The following is a 17697-nucleotide window of genomic DNA, read 5'->3' as shown; positions in this document are numbered from 1 at the left end:
GTTAGATGTATCTGTTCCGAGTGTTTTGCCTCATGGCGAACCACTAGGCATAGATCTAGGGCTAGAGAAATTTTTAGCTACGAGTACAGGCAAATTGATTGCTAGACCAAAATTCTTTGTTCCTCTCCAAAGCAAGCTGAAATCGCTGCAACGGAAAATGAGTAGAAAGAAAAAAGGGTCTAGTAATTGGAGAAAAGCTTGTGCTAAAGTGTCGAACCTACACGAACAAATATCTAATACCAGAAAAGATTTTCATTACAAAGTGGCTAATCAATTATGTGATGAAGCTGGAATGATATTTGCTGAAGATTTAAACCTAAAAGCAATGTCTAGAGGAATGTTGAGAAAACACACTTTAGACGCTGGGTTTGGTCAATTCTTAAATATTCTTGAGTTTGTATGTCACAAACGCGGAGTGTATTTTGAGCGTGTAGATCCATGCCTTACAAGTCAAACCTGTCCTAGATGTCAGACTATAACAGGTAAAAAACTACTGTCTGAAAGAGTCCATTCTTGTGATAACTGCGGGTACACAACAGATCGAGATGTAGCAGCAGCCCAGATCGTAGAACAACGAGGACTAAAAGCTGTGGCGGTGGGGCGCACCGTCCAGCGCGACAACGCGGTCTTGGGGGAGACCCCCAAGACCGCGTTGTCGCAAGACAGCCTCTGAAGGGGAAAGGTCTTAGAAGATCCCGCTCGCAGGAGGAATCCCCCTAATTTAGTTAACGAAGCGATAGCGTAGTTAACGCATTGGGGGGAGCGTCAATACAAATTGATTCTTTTATTCCGATTGTCAAATTATTTTGTAAGGCGTGCAAGATCTCAGTATGATATATAGTCTAAAGCAGAGATTACCCAATCGTTTTTATTCAGGATCTACCCAACGACCGTCAGATTTGATTAGGTTAATCAATTCCTCAACACCTTTTTCTTCGGGGACTTTAGTAATTTCTTCGCGACCGCGATAGAGAGAAATATAGCCTGGTTGTTTGCCTACATAACCATAGTCGGCATCTGCCATTTCTCCAGGACCATTAACAATACAACCCATAACGGCGATGTCCAAACCAGTCAGGTGTTTGGTAGCTTCGCGGACTTTATGCAAGACTTCTTCCAGGTTAAATAAAGTACGACCGCAAGAAGGACAAGCGACATACTCAACCATAGTTTTGCGGAGTCCTAAAGCTTGTAAGATACTGTAGCAAACGGGAATTTCTTTTTCAGGAGATTCGGTCAAAGACACGCGAATTGTATCGCCAATTCCTTGTGCCAAAAGCGTTCCAATACCCGCAGTAGATTTAATTCTGCCATATTCGCCGTCTCCCGCTTCGGTAACCCCCAAATGTAGAGGATATTCCATACCCAATTCGTTCATTCTCTGTACCATCAATCTATATGCCGCTAGCATTACGGGTACGCGAGAAGCTTTGAGAGAGAGAACGATATTATAAAAATCGAGAGATTCGCAAATTTTGATAAACTCTAATGCCGACTCGACCATCCCTTCGGGAGTATCCCCATAAGTAAACAGCATTCTTTCGGACAAAGAGCCATGATTAACGCCGATACGCATTGCTTTACCTTGGTCGCGCAAAGAAACTACTAGGGGTTCGAGAGTTTCGCGAATTTTTGCTCCAATTTCATTAAATTCGGCTTCAGTATATTCAGTGCGATCGCTTTTAGGCTTTTCAAACACATACAATCCAGGATTGATTCTTACTTTATCAACGTGCTTGGCTACTTCTAGAGCAATTTTCATGCCATTGTGATGCACGTCGGCAACCAAAGGTACTGGCTGATAGGTGTCGGCTAATTTTTGTTTAATTTCCGCCAAAGCTTTAGCGTGAGCCATACTAGGTACGGTAACTCGCACGATTTCGCAGCCAATCTCGTGCAAACGGCGTATTGCTGCTACCGAACCATCAATATCTAAAGTATCCTCATTAATCATCGACTGCACCACTACGGGGTTGCCACCGCCAATAGTTATGTCGCCAACTTTTACAGGACGAGTTTTTCGCCTATGAATAGTGGTATCAAAAGCTGTGTTATTAGTAAGGTTAGGATTATCCAGAGTTTGCATAATGATTAACTATTGCTCGACGCAAGATTTTTATATTTAATTTATTTTCTATTTTACGGGTTTGGGGCATCTAAAATTTACCATCTTAGGCTACCTGCGTCTTCTCCTCTTTCTCTTTTGGCTTTGCTGTCGTTTTCAAACCACTCAATGATTTGTTTGTGAGATAGTTCTTCTACAGAAACTTGATAGTCTTGGGCGATTTTTTGTAGCAGTCTTTGAGAAGAAATAGTCAAACGAGTCAAAAACTTTTCGGGGGATGTTAGCAATGCTGCTTCCACATCGGCTGATTCTTCTGGGGATAAATATTTATCGGGTGATTCGGGCATTGGTTATTAGTGGTTAGTCGTTAGTGGTTAGTGGTTGCTTCAACGGATGTTAAATAGTAAAGCCACTTGGCAGCCAGGGGAATATCGGTAAAAGGTATTTCGATCTTGGAATTGTCAGAATTGCGATCGCCAAAAATGAATTCTAAAAAGGGTTTGCCTTTACTGGGCAGATTGTCTAAATCGACTAATTTGTGATCTACTAATAAGTTAATCTCCTCAACGTCATCTAGAGAAAAAGTAGTCAAATCTTTTGTACCCTGACGACTGGGCTTTCCCCAAGTAATTTGACGATCTTTTCTACCCATCACTGCATAGATATCAAACTTGGCGTTATCAAAATCTGCTGCCCAAATTTTGTATGCTTCTAATTTTTGATATTCATTCCAGCCACTCCAAGCAAGCCAAATAAATACTACTAGTAGGGGCAACCAAAGTAATCCTCGTTCCATATTTTTTTTTTAACTACCGATCTTAATTTTACATTTTCGCGTTGCTACTTATCCCCCAGTCCCCCAGTCTCCCAGTCACCCTAGACTATTCCATCATGATGCAACGCCTACATTTTTGTCCTAACTGTAAAAGTGTAGTCGCTTCCTGGTTCTAATTGATAATCAGAACGTTCGAGAAATCTTTCCAAAGGCTCTTGAATTAAAGCCCTCCCCAAAGAAGGTTGTACTGATAACTGTCTTTGACGAAAACGCCAGCGAAATTGCCAGGCATAATTTGCAGCTTGCACTTCTCCTTCTATTTTGCCCATCGATAGCGATTGTTGAGTTATGCGGACGTGGGCAGTAGTTTCTGGTAGATAACGACGGTTCACAGTTTTTGAGAGAAGTAATAGATTTTTTTCCAATAATATAACTACTTTGAAAGCAATAATGTACGTATCTAGACCGATTTTCGTTTTTATTGATGAGAAAAAGCGATGATTTTTTTTCTAGATAGATGTATTGGAGAAATGAATAATGACCGATCGAAATAATTCTGCTGCGTCTTTATTGTCTGATGCGAATAAAAGACTAGAACTGGCTTTGAAGCACGTTGATATCTCTCCTGATGCGATCGCTCGCTTGCAATATCCTAAGACTAGTTTAATGGTCTCTATTCCCGTCAGAATGGATGATGGCAGTCTTAAAGTCTTTTCTGGCTATCGAGTGCGCTATGACGATACTAGAGGTGCGGGAAAAGGAGGAGTGCGCTATCATCCCAAAGTCAGTTTGGATGAAGTTCAATCTCTGGCTTTTTGGATGACTTTTAAATGTGCTTTGCTAGATTTGCCCTTTGGTGGTGCTAAAGGAGGCATTACCGTCAATCCGAAAGAATTATCTAAAGCAGAATTAGAAAGATTGAGTCGGGGTTATATTAATGAAATTGCCGATGCCATAGGAGAGGATATTGATATTCTCGCCCCCGATGTCTACACTAATGCCACGATTATGGGGTGGATGATGGATCGCTACAGTACCATTAAACGCCAACTTTGTCGGGGAGTGGTGACGGGGAAACCATTGGCTTTGGGAGGTAGCAAAGGTAGGGATACTGCCACTGCCATGGGGGCATTTACTGTCATTCAGACCATGTTGGCGAAGTTTAGTCTCATTTCCCAAGAAACTACCATTGGTATCCAAGGTTTTGGCAATGCTGGCTCGACTTTAGCTGTCTTGCTTTACGAGGCGGGATACAAAATAGTTGCTGTCAGCGATTCTAAAGGGGGAATCTATGCACCCCAAGGTTTAGATATTACTAGCGTCAAACAACACAAAGAGAACAGTCGGGAAATGAAAGCTGTATATTGCCAAGATACTGTGTGCAGTATTATGGAACATCAGGTAATTTCCAATCAAGAATTATTGACTCTGGATTTAGATGTACTGATTCCCGCAGCTTTAGAAAATCAGATTACTCAAGAGAACGCCAAGGATATTAAAGCAAAATATATCTTTGAAGTAGCTAATGGTCCGGTGAACTCCGATGCGGATAAAATTCTGACAAAAAAAGGGGTTTGGGTCTTTCCCGATATTTTGGTTAATGCAGGAGGAGTCACCGTCAGCTATTTTGAATGGGTGCAAAACCGTAGTGGTTGGTATTGGACTCTAGATGAAGTCAATCAACGCCTAAAAGATAAAATGCGGTTAGAAACCGAGCAAACTTGGTCAACAGCCCAAGATCTAGTGATTGACGTACGTACGGCTGCTTATGTTCGTGCTTTAAATCGTCTGGGAGAAGCTTTGGATGCTAAAGGTACGATTAAAGATTTTGTCAATCGGTAAAGTTAAGCAATCGTACAAATAGGAATCCTTTAGAACAATCAACCATCAACAATTAAAATAGGTAACAACTAACTTTTCATCACCAATCATCGTCTTGCAATTCTGGTATTTTTTTTCCTTCTTTTTAAGTATTTTAGGATTTTTTTTAAGTCTCTGGATTGTTGTTCCTCCTCCTACTTACTTGTTACTCGTGTTGACAGTTGCTACCCCAGAATTGAGTCCCTGGTTGGTTATTCTTAATGCGATCGCTTTATTGGCAACTGCGATCGCTACTCGGAATTGGCTATCCAATTCAGTCCTAATTCTTAGCCTGATCGCCTTAATTTTAAGTAGTTTGCCCCCGATCCAATTATCTGCTGCCGAGCGCAATTTTGCTTTAGAAATGGAAAGAGTTTTGGGTGAAGATTATCTAGCCCAAATCCCTCAAAAGTTACAGCAGAAAATGCGTTCTCAACCATTTGCGATCGCCGATGTATTTCGTGGTATTACTATTCCTGAAGTTCGCATCGATCGCGGAATTGTTTTTGCCAGTCCTGATGGAGTAGATTTGAAACTAAATCTTTATCGACCCGCTACTGTCGGTAAAAAGCCTACTTTAATGATTATTTATGGCGGTGCATGGCGTTCTGGTTCGCCCGATGATTACGAGCAATTTAGTAGCTATATTGCCAATCTTGGTTATTCAGTGATTACCATTGATTATCGTCACGCACCAAAATATAAATTCCCCGCGCAGCTTGAAGATGTTAATACTGCTTTGGCATACATTCAAAATAATGCAGATACTTTAGAAGTAGATCTGGAGAGAATGTCAATTATGGGACGTTCTGCGGGGGGTCATTTAGCCACCCTGGCAGCCTATCAACCAAATGCCCCTGCTTTTCGTTCGGTGATTAGTTATTACAGTCCTACGAATTTAACAGAAGGCTATGATAACCCTCCAGTTCCCAATCCTCTTGATAATAGATTAGTGCTAAAAAACTTTTTGGGTGGAACTCCCGAACAATTTCCCGAACTATATCGTCAAGCCTCTCCCATTAATTATCCCCGACCGAATTTACCACCTACTTTACTAGTTTATGGTCAAAGAGATAATGTAATTCGCGTTGAATTTGGAAGACAGCTTTACGATAAATTAAGGGCGACAGACAATCCTGCTATCTGGTTGGGATTACCCTGGGCAGAACACGCTTTTGATATTGTCTTTTTTGGCATTGGCAATCAACTAGCTCTTTACTATACCGAGCGTTTTTTGGCATTTACTTTACAGCCGTTTTCAGTTGAATAGTTATTTTGGAAAATTTACTAGTTCGTAGTTCTTAGTTTTTAGTTTTTAAAGTTTAATTATCTGGTCTACCCATGTGAAAAGCGCAGTAAAATAATCAAGTTTATTGTTTATTCAAATGCGATCGCACAAGATAACGGTTTTTTGATAGGGAAAGATCCAACCACAATTAGTAATTAAATCTTGAAAGATATTCCATTTTTGAGGATCGCGATCGCATCCTAATACTTGATGGCAATAGTCAATATAGTAGGCATAGTCAGTTAGTTCCGAAGGTATAAGAAGATTAGTAAATCTGCTGTTGGCTTCGATGATGGGTAGTTGATATTTTCCCGAATTGTTTTGAAAATTGATACTGGAAAATAGCATACTATAGTCATTCCTAATAAGAACCATACGAAAATATGTACTAATTATTGCTCCCTAATCCCTAACCCCTAATCCCTAATCCCCCGAACAAATTACTGAGATAGTACGGAAATTAATTAGAACGACTATAAATCCTTGAGCGAGCTTGCGAGCGCTTTGCCAATCTTGAGGAAATAAACTAGTAATTTGTTTTTGAAGTTCGGTTAGGGGAGGAGTTATATATCGATTAAAGAAAAAGCCAGTATCGAGGAAGAAATCAAAAAAGTTCATACTATTGCGATCGATTTGATTGTTATCAATTTGGTTATGATCGTAACTAGCATTTGCCATGGCGCGAAAGTTAGCTAAAACAATCGAAAATAATTGATATTGCTCGAATCTTGTAGTTATTTCCAAACCTATTTTATTTGCCGAACTTTCATCTAAGTTACCCTGCAATTCTTCGAGTATTTTACCTTTAAGATCGTTACGAATATTGCCCAATAATTTATAAATCAATTCTCCTGCAACGGGGCTACCTAAATAAGTATCTTCTAATTTTCCCCAACTATTCGTTATTTCTAGATCTAAATCTTGGATTGCATCATAGGGAGTAGCCACAAAAATAATATTAGGATGAGCTAAATCCAAAAAATCATAGGCATTATAAATAGCTACTCTGGCTAGTTCTCGATCTATAGGATTACGGTTTAGGGCTATCTCTTGCCACTTGCGACGATATTCGGGAATCAAATCTATTTGTTCTGGGGTTAATCCTGGTTGGTTAATAGTTAGCATTGGTAATAATGTGAATTTAATTTAATTTTCAAGGTTGGTAAAAGATAAAAGATAAAAGATAAAAGGGAAAGGAAAAGATATTCTTGATTTTTTTCAGCTTTCTATTGTTCGTTTATTTAGGTGGGGCTATTTAGAATCTGAAGATAAAAAGACTGACCAGAACAACAAAATAAAGTAAGAAAAAAAATCGCACCAATTCCTCCTAGAAAACAATGAAGAATCGAGTCGATTAATAATGTACGATTATTATTCATTTTAAGTATAGTTATTTAATTGCTAACTATTAGCCTTGAACTAAAAACTAAAAACTAAAATTTATTAGTAATCCAAGCACATTGATAAGGTTGCAAACTAAACTTATCGCTGATATCTTCAATTACTTCGCCACTTAACAAATCCTGCCAAGGATCGACACAAATCAGATTGATGTCAGATAGGGGCAATTCCTGGCGGCGATCGCTCAAATTAAAAATACAAAAAATACTTTGATCGCGATACATACTTTGTCGCCAAAAAGCGAATAGGGCTTTATTCATGGGATGCAAAGTATATTGGGTGGCGTTGGGATGGAAGGCTGGTTGGCGACGGCGAATTTGAATCCTACGAGACAATTCTTGAATTATTTTAGCGCGATCGCTAGTAGGATCTTGAATAGTTGACATTAGAGTATCATAATCCCATTTATGGCGGTTGATCGAACGATTGCGCCCTGTTTTTGCCATGTTCTCATAGTCATTGGGAGTTGCTAATAAGCTGTGGATATAAAAAGCTGGAACTCCTTCGACGGACATCATAATGGTTTGAGAACATAAAAATCTTTCAATTTGCCATTCATCTTCCCCTTTCACCGTTCCCTTCAAGGCATCAAATAGAGATATATTAATTTCATAGGGGCTTTGAGTGCCATCGGGCTGATTCCTCATGCTAATTTTGCCGCCAAATTTCTTCATGGTTTCTAGCATGGCGTTATATTCTGTTTCTAACAATAGTCCTTCTGTGGGGCGCAAACCAATCCCATCGTGGGAAGCAGTAAAGTTAAAATAAGCACAACCTATGGGGGCGGGAGGCATACTCATCATCCAGGTTTTGAGGTGGTCGGATTTTCCTTGTAGCAAGGCATTGAGGATTAAGGGAGGGAGGCTAAAGTTATAAATTAGATGGGCTTCGTCGCGGTTGCCAAAATAGCTTAAATTTTCTCGGTTGGGTACGTTGGTTTCGGTAATCAAAGCCACATTGGGGTTTACTGCTTGGGCGATTTCTCGCAGGAGTTTGATAATGGCATGGGTTTCAGGTAGATGAATGCAAGAAGTTCCTATTTTTTTCCACAAGAAACCTACTGCATCGAGTCGGATATATTTTGCACCCTTTTCAACATAAAACAGAACTATTTTAATCACTTCCAGCAAAACATCAGGATTGCTAAAATCCAAATCGATTTGATCGGCACTAAAAGTAGCCCAGACGTGCTTTTTACCCTTAGCCGTATCTACTTCTACCAATAGGGGATTGCTGCGGGGGCGTATTACTGCTGAGAGATCTGTTGCGGGATCTGCTTCAATAAAATAGTCACAACCTGGTTTGATTCCCTGCTGGTATTGTTGAAACCATTCGCTTTGGCTGGAAATATGATTTAATACCAAATCCGCCATCAAGTCGAATTTCTCGGCAATTTTTTCGATATCTTGCCAGTCTCCCAATTGCGGATCGATTTGTAAATAATCAATTACTGAAAATCCATCATCCGAACTATAGGGACAAAAGGGTAAAATATGAACTCCTGTAATCGTATCTTGGAAAGTTTCTAAAAACTTGAGTAGGGTAACTAACGGCTTTTCCTGAGGAGTACGAATGCTGTCGCCGTAGGTAATTAGTATAATATCTTCCTGACTCCACTTATTCAAATTTTCGGCTATGGAATCGGCAAGGTGTGGCTTAATTAAGGAATGAATTTTAGTAACCAAGGAATCGACGATCGCATCTTGGTAAACTTTACTCAAAATGAGTCTAATTTTGCTTTCCAAATACTGAAAAGCGCGATCTTGCTTAATTTCTTGGTTTATGGTGAAATTTGGTTGTTTTTCCATAAAAAATATTCAATTCTATAAAAGTAATTAATCAGAATTTGGACAATAGAAATGTTCTACAATAGCTTTTTGGCTGGAAAATAAAATAAATCGATTGATGGAAAATAATACATGATAAATGCTTTGAGCACTCGTATGGATCGAGTACAGTCTCCTCTAATTCCTGTGGTTAGCGAACTGATTAAAAATAATCCTGGTACGATATCTCTAGGACAAGGAGTTGTCAGCTATCCCCCTCCAGAAAGTGCCATCGCATCTCTACAATCTTTTCTCCAAAATTCTCACAATCATTTATACCAAGCAGTTACGGGAATCGATCCTTTAGTTTCTATGATTAAATCCAAACTGGCAACAGACAATAAGATCGAAATCAATCATAAAAACTGTATTGTCGTTACGGCTGGAAGTAATATGGCATTTATGAATGCTATCTTGGGGATTACTCAAGCGGGAGATGAAATAATCCTCAATACTCCCTATTACTTTAATCACGAAATGGCGATCGCCATGGTTAATTGTCGCACCATGTTAGCCCAGACTACCGAAGATTATCAATTAGATCTCCCAGCCATCAAAGCAGCCATTACCCCCAAAACTAGAGCCATTGTCACTATTTCCCCCAACAATCCTACAGGGGCGGTATATTCGCGCGAATCTCTACAAGCAGTAAACGATCTCTGTCGCGATCGCGGAATTTATCATATTAGTGACGAAGCCTACGAATATTTTACTTATGATGGCATCGAACATCATTCTCCAGGATCGTTTGCCAACAACGAAGACTTTACTATCTCTTTATTTAGTTTATCCAAAGCCTATGGTTTCGCTAGCTGGCGTATTGGCTATATGGTAATTCCCCAACATCTGTTGCTGCCGATTAAAAAAGTACAGGATACTAATTTAATATGTCCCCCAGTGGTTTCTCAATACGCTGCATTAGGGGCATTAAATGCTGGTAAAGCTTACTGTCAGGAACATCTGCTAGAAATCGATCGCGTCAGAAAGATTGTCAAAACCGAATTAGAATCCATTCCTAATTTGTGCGGGGTTTCCTCTGCTGCGGGGGCGTTTTATTTTTGGTTAAAAGTAAATACCGATTTACCCGATTTAGAATTGGTAAAAAGACTAGTAGAAGAATACAAAGTAGCCGTAATTCCTGGTAGCACTTTTGGTATAGAAAATGGCTGCTATCTAAGAGTAGCTTATGGTAACTTGCAATCGGATACTGCTAAAACAGGAATCAAACGATTAATTGCTGGTTTAAAAGAAATATGTCAGTAGTTGTTTTAATCTTTGCTTAATAAAGATTGTAGATGAGTTTATGATAAGAACAGTTAAGTCGAAAGAGAATAGATGACTCAAATTAAGTTAATGCACGCCAAGCTTCATCGCGTTACGGTGACTGAAGCCAATGTAAATTATGTCGGAAGTATTACTATCGACAAAAACTTAATGGATCGAGTTGGCATTCTTCCCCTCGAAGAAGTAGACGTAATTAACCTCGCCAATGGCAAGCGATGGTCTACCTATGCGATCGCAGGAGAAGCAGGAGAAGGAGGAATTTGCCCTAATGGTGGGGCAGCTTTACTCTGTCAGCCAGGAGATCTCCTAATTATTATTGCCTACGAATATCGCGATCGCCTGTCAGTTATGAAAACAGGACACCAAGCTAAAATTATAGTAGCCGACGAGAATAATGGTTGTCGAGAATATATCGAACAGGATTTAGTTCCTCATGATGACGATTTGCAGTTTAAAACTTTTTCTAGTTAGTGGTTAGTTATTAGTTATTAGTTATTAGTTATTAGTTATTAGTTGTTAACTACTACTCACTACTCACTACTCACTACTCGTACGGACGTTCCATGGAACGTCTCTACACTACTCACTAATAATGCGATCGACTTCAGATACTTTGACTTGAAGCTGACTTTTTAAGTTGGTAAGTCGTTGGATTTCTCCGTCGCGGTTGATTTCGTAGTTTTCTTTTTGTTTTACCAGGTTATTTAATTCTAAATGACGAGATTCTAGATCGCGATCGATGATTTCTATGGCTTGTTTTTCGTAGGCTGCAAAACAATTGGCAATACCGTCATAAATTAGGGGCTTTTGTTCTTCGGCGATGCGCGGTAGATATTTGCTAAATTCTTTTTTAGTAAGTTCGAGAAACTGACGACGTACGTATTCAGCTTGTAAGGCAACAGTACCAAAACCTAATAAAATTGCCCCGAAAATGTTTAAGGCTACAGTACTAAATAAAAGACCGATAATTCTTAAGCCAACAGTAATACAAATGGAGGCAAGAACGGTTTGCCAAAAAGTATTAAAGGAATTAATCGCGCCGTTAACACTATCTGGTACGTCAAAAAACATATCACTAAAATTGTCCGCCCAGGGGGATACTTTTTCAGAATTATGTCGGTATTCATCTACAGAAAAACGAGAACCCAATAGCTTTTGATTAATTGCTTCGATGACTCTTTCGTAATCTATTTGATGTTGTTCTCCCAAAGTATTCAAGCGATCGAAACTAGCAGATAATTCTTGTTTGGCGGTAAACTCCCAAGCAGCAAGGCGATCGTTCATATAACGTTCAAAAGCCTGTTGAAAAGCTAGTTGAAATTCATTTCTTTTATCGCGATCGAGAAAATCGGCAAAATTTAAGTCTGGTTGAGATTCGAGAAAATCAGTTTCAAAGTTTTTTTCTAAATTGAGAATATACTCAGCAAAGGATTCTGAGATTGCTTTACTTTGTATTTTTTTCTCGTTAATGATTTCCTGCTGAAAACAATTTCTAATTGCTTCTAATTGAGTAAATTCTGGTTCGAGGCTGTCAATCTTGGCTTTAAGTTCGACAATAGTTTCATCCAACAAAGGAATACGGCGATCGATCGCAGCTTCGGCTTTGTTAAATGCGTTATGGGCGATCCTTTGTCCCTGTTGGAATTCGGCAACTGCTTTTTCTTGATTCAAAAAATTGTTTAAAGCATAAATAAATTCAGGAAATCCCGTTCCCACTAAATTCGCTTCTTTGTCTTTTATTTTCTGCCGTAAAGCCATCAAAGAAGAAACTTCAAAAACTCGTCGATTGTATGTTTCTGGAGTTAAATAAAGCTGAAGGTTTGCTTGAAAGACTTGGCGAATTCGATCCTCTGCTAATTTTAATTCTTCAATATCATTACGATCTACTAAACTATCTTTAATTTCATCCCAAGCATTGATAATAAAAAGGTAGTAATATCTGCTGGCAAATAATTTCTTAAATATCTTCTTTCTTCCAAAGTACAGGGTTGAATTGCTCGAAATAAAAATAAAGCTCCATGACAGTTATAAATATGTTGTAAGGTTAAATTATTTCTAGCTTCGAGATCATTTAAACCAGGGCTATCGATAATTTCCAATCCTTCTTTTAATAATGGTACAGGATACTCAATCGCTGCATATTCAACATCGGGAAAAGCTAATTTATTAGCAGTGGTAAATGTTTTAGCTTCTTCTGGGGCGATCGTATATTTCTGTTTAAAAGTTTGCAGATCGATAGTTTCTGTATAATTACTATCTTTAAAATAAATAGTAACTTGCTTTTTAGTTCCATAACGTAAAATTGTTAGTAAAGCAGTGCAAGGATTAACATCACTCGGTAATAACTTTTCTCCCAATAAAGCATTAATAAAAGTACTTTTGCCCCGCTTCATATCTCCCAAAACCAGTAACTTAAATTTACTATCACGTAAATTATTACTAGTTATCTCTACTCTTTCTATTTCTCCAGACAAAGATAACTTTCCCGATTTACTTTCCCCTTCTTTTTCTGCTTCGACCAAAATAGCAGCCATTTCTTCCAAGCAATTAGACAACTCGTGGCGGATTAAAGAACTTTGTTGAAGATTGTTATCGAAAGACATTATTTTGTTAGTTATTAGTTATTAGTTTTTAGTTTTTAGTTTTTAACTACTACTCACTACTCATTACTCATTACTCATTACTCATTACTCATTACTCATTACTCATTTTTAGTCGTCTTTGAGAAAAATATGATAGCCAACCGTAGCAATGATTCCTGCTAAAAATAAATAGGCAATCCACATACCAATAAAAAAGCCAATTCTAATAATGGCTACTCCAGCGATAACAAAACCAGTGAATTTGGCAAATTTGACGATTTTTCTGCCAAATTTTTGAATCGAACCAGGTTCGGGATTGTGCTTTTGAGTTCGATATAATGGAGGGTCTAAATCTACCTGTTGAGGTTTTTGTTCTTGATAGATTTCCGCTTCCATTTCTCGCAATCTCAATTCTCTTTCTTTGGCTTTTAATTCTGCTTCTCGCAGTTCAAATTCTCTTCGTTTATCTTCTGAATTACTCATTATTTCGGCAATCTGGATTTAATTACTAATATTATTATTGTGATTTAGCCTACAGCAGTCAGCGATCGATAACACTTCCCATATTCTAATTAATATTATTTGGTTCTTATTTAGAATTACTATAAATTTAGAATACCCTTCAATCCTGAAAAAAACGATCGCCTAACTAAAAGCGATCGCCATTTTCTTTAAATATTAATCGTAGAAGAAAAGTCTAACCAATTGCAGGTAACAAACTAAAGATAAGTTGGTTGATTACGGTCAAAGCAAAAGCACCAATTAAGGCACTCCAAATACCCCATTGCAATCTAAATCCTTGGATTAACAGGGCAGACAGACCAAAGATAAAACCATTAATGAGTAAGGTTATTATTCCTCTAAGCAAACCAAAAGAGATGAAGTTTAAAGGTGCAGCTAAAATACTTAAGATAGGATGCAAGATAGCGTTGAGAATGCCAAAAACAATCGCAGCAATAATGGCTTTTTGAAAGCTTTCTATTTTTACACCCGTAGGTAATTTAGAGATAATAAAGAAGGCAACCGCACTAACTAAAAGAGATACAATTATGGCTAACATATTTATATTTTTTAATATTAAAGTGTTATTTAGTGAGTAGGATACTACAGAAAGTAAATTTTATTCTATATTCCCAAGATAATCTTTAGGTTTGCGTATTATTAGTTAATAATCATGGCTAAAAATTTTTTTCTACTTGACTTTTAGAGAAAATTGCCGAGCAAATTCAATAGTTTCTGGTTTTGCTCGTCAGTACCCACAGTGATGCGTAATTTATCGTCTAATCTTGGTAAATTAAAATAACGCACCAAAATATTATTCTCCTTAAGATATTGATAGATAGCCTTTGCTGGATAGTTCCTCGGAGTAACTAATAAAAAGTTCCCTTGAGAATTTCTGACGTGAAACCCCATTTGTTGCAAATTCTGTTGTAATTTTTGACGCGATCGCTTGACCTTGGCAGCACAACTGTTTTTATATTCCTGGTCGATTGTAGCTGCCGTTCCTACTAATATAGCGATCGCATCTACGTTATAACTATCTTTAACCTTAAACAAACCCGAAATCAAATTAGGATTGGCAATACCAAAACCAAGACGCAAACCAGCCAGAGAATAACCTTTAGAAAGGGTACGTAACACAATTACATTCTCAAATTCTGCTACTAAAGATAGGGCAGAATAATCGGCAAAATCTACATACGCTTCGTCGATCGCCAATATCCCCGAAACCCCTTGTGCCAAAGCACGCAAGTCGTCTAAAGGTACGATATGACCAGAAGGACTATTAGGAGTGGCAATGAGAGTCACCGCACCATTAGCAGCAATTAATTCTTCGATGGGCAATTGATAATCTTCTGGATAGTCTATTTCGATCGCTTCTGCGGCTTGCAGTTCTGCTAAAGTACGATACAAAACATAAGAAGGCATGGGATAAACCACCTTACGCTCTTTTCCTTCGGCGCAAGTACGAATTAAAATATTTAACAGATCGTCGCTACCATTAGTCACGATAATCCAATCTTCAGGTACGCCCAAAGCTGCGCTAACTGCCTGGCAAAAGTCTCTCCCATAAGGATCGGGATAGCGTCGCAACCATTCACTATCTAGATTTCTCAGAATTTCTAAAGCTTTCGGAGAAGGAGGATAGGGATTTTCATTAGTATTCAATTTAATAATTGGCGTACCTGGCTTTGGTTGTTCTCCAGGGGTATAACCTGCCATACGAGCGATCGCAGGACGAAAATAATTCATTTTTGTTAGTTATTAGTGATTAGTTACTAGTTATTAGTCCCTAACTGCCTCAACTATTAACAACTTTAACTACTTGATAAAGATGATATTCATTGTCGGCAATGCCATCCCAATAGGGCTTATCTTTACTAAAACCAGGTTGTTTAACCAATTCGGCGATCGCATCTTCGTTTAACCACTGTCCATAATTAATGACGCGAGTACCATCTAGACTGCGGTGGAAAGTAGCAGAAATCAATCCTGGTTGTTTCATTGCAGGGGAAAGATGTTCTTTTGCCAGTTCGACCATTTTGGGTTGATTGTCTGGCTGCATGGTAAATTCAGCAAAGTGAACTATATATTCTCCTTGTTTGATTTCGGGCGTACCTACTTTAGATTCGGAAGCGACAATTTCGTAAACGTGGGAATCTGGAGTATCGAATTCAAACAACTTAGCAGCTTTCTCTTGAACTTCTTGATTATTTCTAAAAGCTTCAAATGATTCTAGACTAGACCATTGAGCGTAGTTTGCTACTTTTACCCCGTCAGTACTTTTATGAAGATTGGCAGAGACAAAACCAGGTTGAGTCTTAACAGTTTCTAAAAATTCGGCGATCGCTGCAATCAAGTTATCTTGTTGTTCTGCTTTGACAGTAAAAATAATAATTACTGTCGTCAAACTATTATCTAAAGAGAGAGTAGACATTTTTTTCCCAGGAATTAAGGTTAGGTAGTAGATAGAGGTGCGATAATTATGATAATTTTAGTCTTCGAGGCTATCGTGATGTTGCAAACCATACAATACCGAACCAACTAGACCTACTTGGGCATTTAAGACAATATGAACGGGAATTTCTTCAATTAAGGTGCTGACTCTGCCTTTGTCTTTGAAAGTTGCTAAAAATCTTCCATCTTGCATCATCGGTAAAATTTTGGCAGCAATTCCCCCAGCAATATAAATTCCACCATAGGAAAGCAACTTTAGGGCTAAATTGCCCGTTTCCGCGCCGTAGGCTTCAATAAACATCTCAATGGTTTTTTCGCAAAGGCGATCGCTCTGTTTGAATGCTGCTTGAGAAATAATTGCTGCGGGGTCAATGGTTTTTTTGCCTTCTCGTTCCCAAAACTTAATTTTTTCGCTAATCTCTGGAGATTCTGGGGCAAAATTTGTATCTCGCAAAAATTGATAAATAGAAGTAATTCCTTGACCAGAAACTACTCTTTCTACGGAAATATGTTCCACATTCAATTTAACTCGGAGGTATTTTAATAATTCGGTTTCCAGATCGTTGCGGGGGGCAAAATCGGCGTGTCCTCCTTCACTGGCAAAAATCTGATATTTCTTGCCTTGAGGAATCAAAAAAGCCTCCCCCAAACCAGTGCCTGCTCCAATTACTGCAATGGGCGAATCCGATCTTTCCTCTCCTGGTTGTAGAGTATGAACGTCAAAATCTTTGAGTCCTAAAATTCCAAAACTATTGGCGGCAAAGTCATTAATCAAACTCATTTTAGGAATTTCTAATTCCATTTTGAGTCGTTCTGTCTCCAAAAACCATTTAAGATTGGTGAGATGGCAGCTATTATTAACTACTGGTCCTGCGATCGCAAAACAAGCAATTTGGGGATGGAGATATTTATCATTTCCCATAAATTCTTGCACCATTGGTACTAAATCGGGAAAATTGGCACTGATATATTGAGCCTCTTTGACAGTTTTAAAAGTCTTTTCGGTGAGAGTGACTTCGGTGACTTCGACTAAGCGTAAAATAGTCTTTGTTCCGCCAATATCACCAGCTAGTAAAAACATAATTTACTTGTCTCTATTTCTTGTTTTTATTTACCAGATTGCCTAATTGCTTTACGTAAACCAGATCGCACCTTGCAGTTTCTACACCACTAGCAGGTAAGTAGCCATTGTTTTCGTATAATTTTACTGCCTCTTTTAAGATAGTTGCGGTCTCAATCCAAATTTCTTGATAATCCTTAATAGCGATCGCTTTTTCTAACTCCTGTAATAAATATACACCCAATTTTCGACCGCGAACTTCTGGTAATAAATACATTTTGCGAATCTCGACGGCATTTTGTCCTCTAGCGATCGGTTGATATGCCGCCGTACCGACAATGACTCCTTTTTCTTCTACTACCCAAAACTCCCCCCCAACTTCTAGATATGCCGATTCCACTTCTATAACATCGCGATCGGCTAATTCTGGTTGCCAAGGTAAACCGTATTCTTGCAATACTTGACGGATTACTGCTGCTGCTGTCTCGCGATCGCCTGGCTGCCAATCTCTAATTAAAAAGTTTTGATAGTTTTTTTTCATTAGTTGTTAGTTGTTAGTTGTTGTTTTTTTTGCTATTAACTTTTTCTTTGGAGATCG

The 17697-nt window shown here is 38.5% G+C and carries 20 protein-coding genes; 5 read left to right on the top strand and 15 right to left on the bottom strand.

Annotated elements, in window-relative coordinates:
- On the top strand, positions 1 to 673 hold a 673-nt coding region (locus tag AC33VI_RS11510), incomplete at its 5' end, for an RNA-guided endonuclease InsQ/TnpB family protein (protein WP_491782402.1).
- 195 nt (positions 674 to 868) lie between these two features.
- On the opposite strand, the gene ispG is transcribed toward AC33VI_RS11510, so the two are convergent.
- The 4 genes from ispG to AC33VI_RS11490 all read right to left on the bottom strand — a co-directional run bounded on the left by ispG (position 869) and on the right by AC33VI_RS11490 (position 3232).
- The gene (gene ispG / locus AC33VI_RS11505; protein ID WP_491782401.1) at positions 869 to 2086 is read right to left on the bottom strand and encodes a (E)-4-hydroxy-3-methylbut-2-enyl-diphosphate synthase; all 1218 of its coding nucleotides are present in this window, start codon (positions 2084 to 2086) and stop codon (positions 869 to 871) included.
- Between the two features lie 77 nt (positions 2087 to 2163).
- Positions 2164 to 2412: an NDH complex assembly factor CRR9 gene (locus AC33VI_RS11500; RefSeq protein ID WP_491782400.1), complete on the bottom strand. Its 249-nt coding sequence runs from the start codon at positions 2410 to 2412 to the stop codon at positions 2164 to 2166.
- Positions 2413 to 2432: 20 nt separating this feature from the next.
- Complete coding sequence (locus AC33VI_RS11495; RefSeq protein ID WP_491782399.1) at positions 2433 to 2861, bottom strand: hypothetical protein; 429 nt, start codon at positions 2859 to 2861, stop codon at positions 2433 to 2435.
- A gap of 107 nt (positions 2862 to 2968) precedes the next feature.
- Positions 2969 to 3232 (bottom strand): DUF3146 family protein, encoded by a 264-nt coding sequence (locus AC33VI_RS11490; protein WP_491782398.1) that lies wholly within the window; start codon positions 3230 to 3232, stop codon positions 2969 to 2971.
- A gap of 145 nt (positions 3233 to 3377) precedes the next feature.
- On the opposite strand from AC33VI_RS11490, the gene AC33VI_RS11485 reads away from it, so the two are divergent.
- Both AC33VI_RS11485 and AC33VI_RS11480 read left to right on the top strand, forming a co-directional pair.
- Positions 3378 to 4682: a Glu/Leu/Phe/Val family dehydrogenase gene (locus AC33VI_RS11485; RefSeq protein ID WP_491782397.1), complete on the top strand. Its 1305-nt coding sequence runs from the start codon at positions 3378 to 3380 to the stop codon at positions 4680 to 4682.
- Between the two features lie 94 nt (positions 4683 to 4776).
- On the top strand, positions 4777 to 5970 hold the full coding sequence (locus AC33VI_RS11480; protein ID WP_491782396.1) for an alpha/beta hydrolase fold domain-containing protein: 1194 nt from the start codon (positions 4777 to 4779) through the stop codon (positions 5968 to 5970).
- Between the two features lie 111 nt (positions 5971 to 6081).
- Here the strand turns inward: AC33VI_RS11480 and AC33VI_RS11475 are convergent, their stop codons facing one another.
- The 3 genes from AC33VI_RS11475 to AC33VI_RS11465 all read right to left on the bottom strand — a co-directional run bounded on the left by AC33VI_RS11475 (position 6082) and on the right by AC33VI_RS11465 (position 9197).
- Positions 6082 to 6336 (bottom strand): hypothetical protein, encoded by a 255-nt coding sequence (locus AC33VI_RS11475; protein WP_491782395.1) that lies wholly within the window; start codon positions 6334 to 6336, stop codon positions 6082 to 6084.
- 75 nt (positions 6337 to 6411) lie between these two features.
- A complete protein-coding gene (locus AC33VI_RS11470; RefSeq protein ID WP_491782394.1) occupies positions 6412 to 7113 on the bottom strand; it encodes a hypothetical protein in 702 nt (233 codons plus the stop codon).
- Positions 7114 to 7421: 308 nt separating this feature from the next.
- Positions 7422 to 9197 carry a sugar phosphorylase gene (locus AC33VI_RS11465; RefSeq protein ID WP_491782393.1) on the bottom strand — a complete coding sequence of 592 codons (1776 nt, stop codon included), beginning with the start codon at positions 9195 to 9197 and terminating at the stop codon, positions 7422 to 7424.
- Positions 9198 to 9308: 111 nt separating this feature from the next.
- Between AC33VI_RS11465 and AC33VI_RS11460 the strand changes: the two genes are divergently transcribed.
- Complete coding sequence (locus AC33VI_RS11460) at positions 9309 to 10478, top strand: pyridoxal phosphate-dependent aminotransferase (protein WP_491782392.1); 1170 nt, start codon at positions 9309 to 9311, stop codon at positions 10476 to 10478.
- Positions 10479 to 10550: 72 nt separating this feature from the next.
- A complete protein-coding gene (gene panD / locus AC33VI_RS11455; RefSeq protein ID WP_491782391.1) occupies positions 10551 to 10970 on the top strand; it encodes an aspartate 1-decarboxylase in 420 nt (139 codons plus the stop codon).
- 108 nt (positions 10971 to 11078) lie between these two features.
- Here panD and AC33VI_RS11450 read toward each other — a convergent pair whose 3' ends face one another.
- The 8 genes from AC33VI_RS11450 to AC33VI_RS11415 form a co-directional block, all read right to left on the bottom strand.
- Entirely contained in the window at positions 11079 to 12257 is a 1179-nt protein-coding gene (locus tag AC33VI_RS11450) for a hypothetical protein (RefSeq protein WP_491782390.1), read from the bottom strand.
- 128 nt (positions 12258 to 12385) lie between these two features.
- Positions 12386 to 13102, bottom strand: a complete 717-nt coding sequence (locus tag AC33VI_RS11445) for a dynamin family protein (RefSeq protein WP_491782389.1) — start codon at positions 13100 to 13102, stop codon at positions 12386 to 12388.
- Positions 13103 to 13210: 108 nt separating this feature from the next.
- A complete protein-coding gene (locus AC33VI_RS11440) occupies positions 13211 to 13564 on the bottom strand; it encodes a UbiA family prenyltransferase (RefSeq protein WP_491782388.1) in 354 nt (117 codons plus the stop codon).
- A 214-nt stretch (positions 13565 to 13778) separates the two neighbouring features.
- Positions 13779 to 14141 carry a phage holin family protein gene (locus tag AC33VI_RS11435; RefSeq protein ID WP_491782387.1) on the bottom strand — a complete coding sequence of 121 codons (363 nt, stop codon included), beginning with the start codon at positions 14139 to 14141 and terminating at the stop codon, positions 13779 to 13781.
- Between the two features lie 143 nt (positions 14142 to 14284).
- Positions 14285 to 15334 carry a histidinol-phosphate transaminase gene (hisC, locus tag AC33VI_RS11430; protein WP_491782386.1) on the bottom strand — a complete coding sequence of 350 codons (1050 nt, stop codon included), beginning with the start codon at positions 15332 to 15334 and terminating at the stop codon, positions 14285 to 14287.
- 49 nt (positions 15335 to 15383) lie between these two features.
- The gene (locus tag AC33VI_RS11425) at positions 15384 to 16019 is read right to left on the bottom strand and encodes an antibiotic biosynthesis monooxygenase family protein (protein ID WP_491782385.1); all 636 of its coding nucleotides are present in this window, start codon (positions 16017 to 16019) and stop codon (positions 15384 to 15386) included.
- A 57-nt stretch (positions 16020 to 16076) separates the two neighbouring features.
- Positions 16077 to 17123, bottom strand: a complete 1047-nt coding sequence (locus AC33VI_RS11420) for a glucokinase (RefSeq protein ID WP_491782403.1) — start codon at positions 17121 to 17123, stop codon at positions 16077 to 16079.
- A 10-nt stretch (positions 17124 to 17133) separates the two neighbouring features.
- A complete protein-coding gene (locus AC33VI_RS11415) occupies positions 17134 to 17640 on the bottom strand; it encodes a GNAT family N-acetyltransferase (protein WP_491782384.1) in 507 nt (168 codons plus the stop codon).
- Positions 17641 to 17697: the final 57 nt, after the last annotated feature.

This window comes from Waterburya sp., from assembly GCF_058530065.1.
Note: the sequence above shows the minus strand (reverse complement) of the source record. Positions and strands in the feature narration are given on the sequence as shown.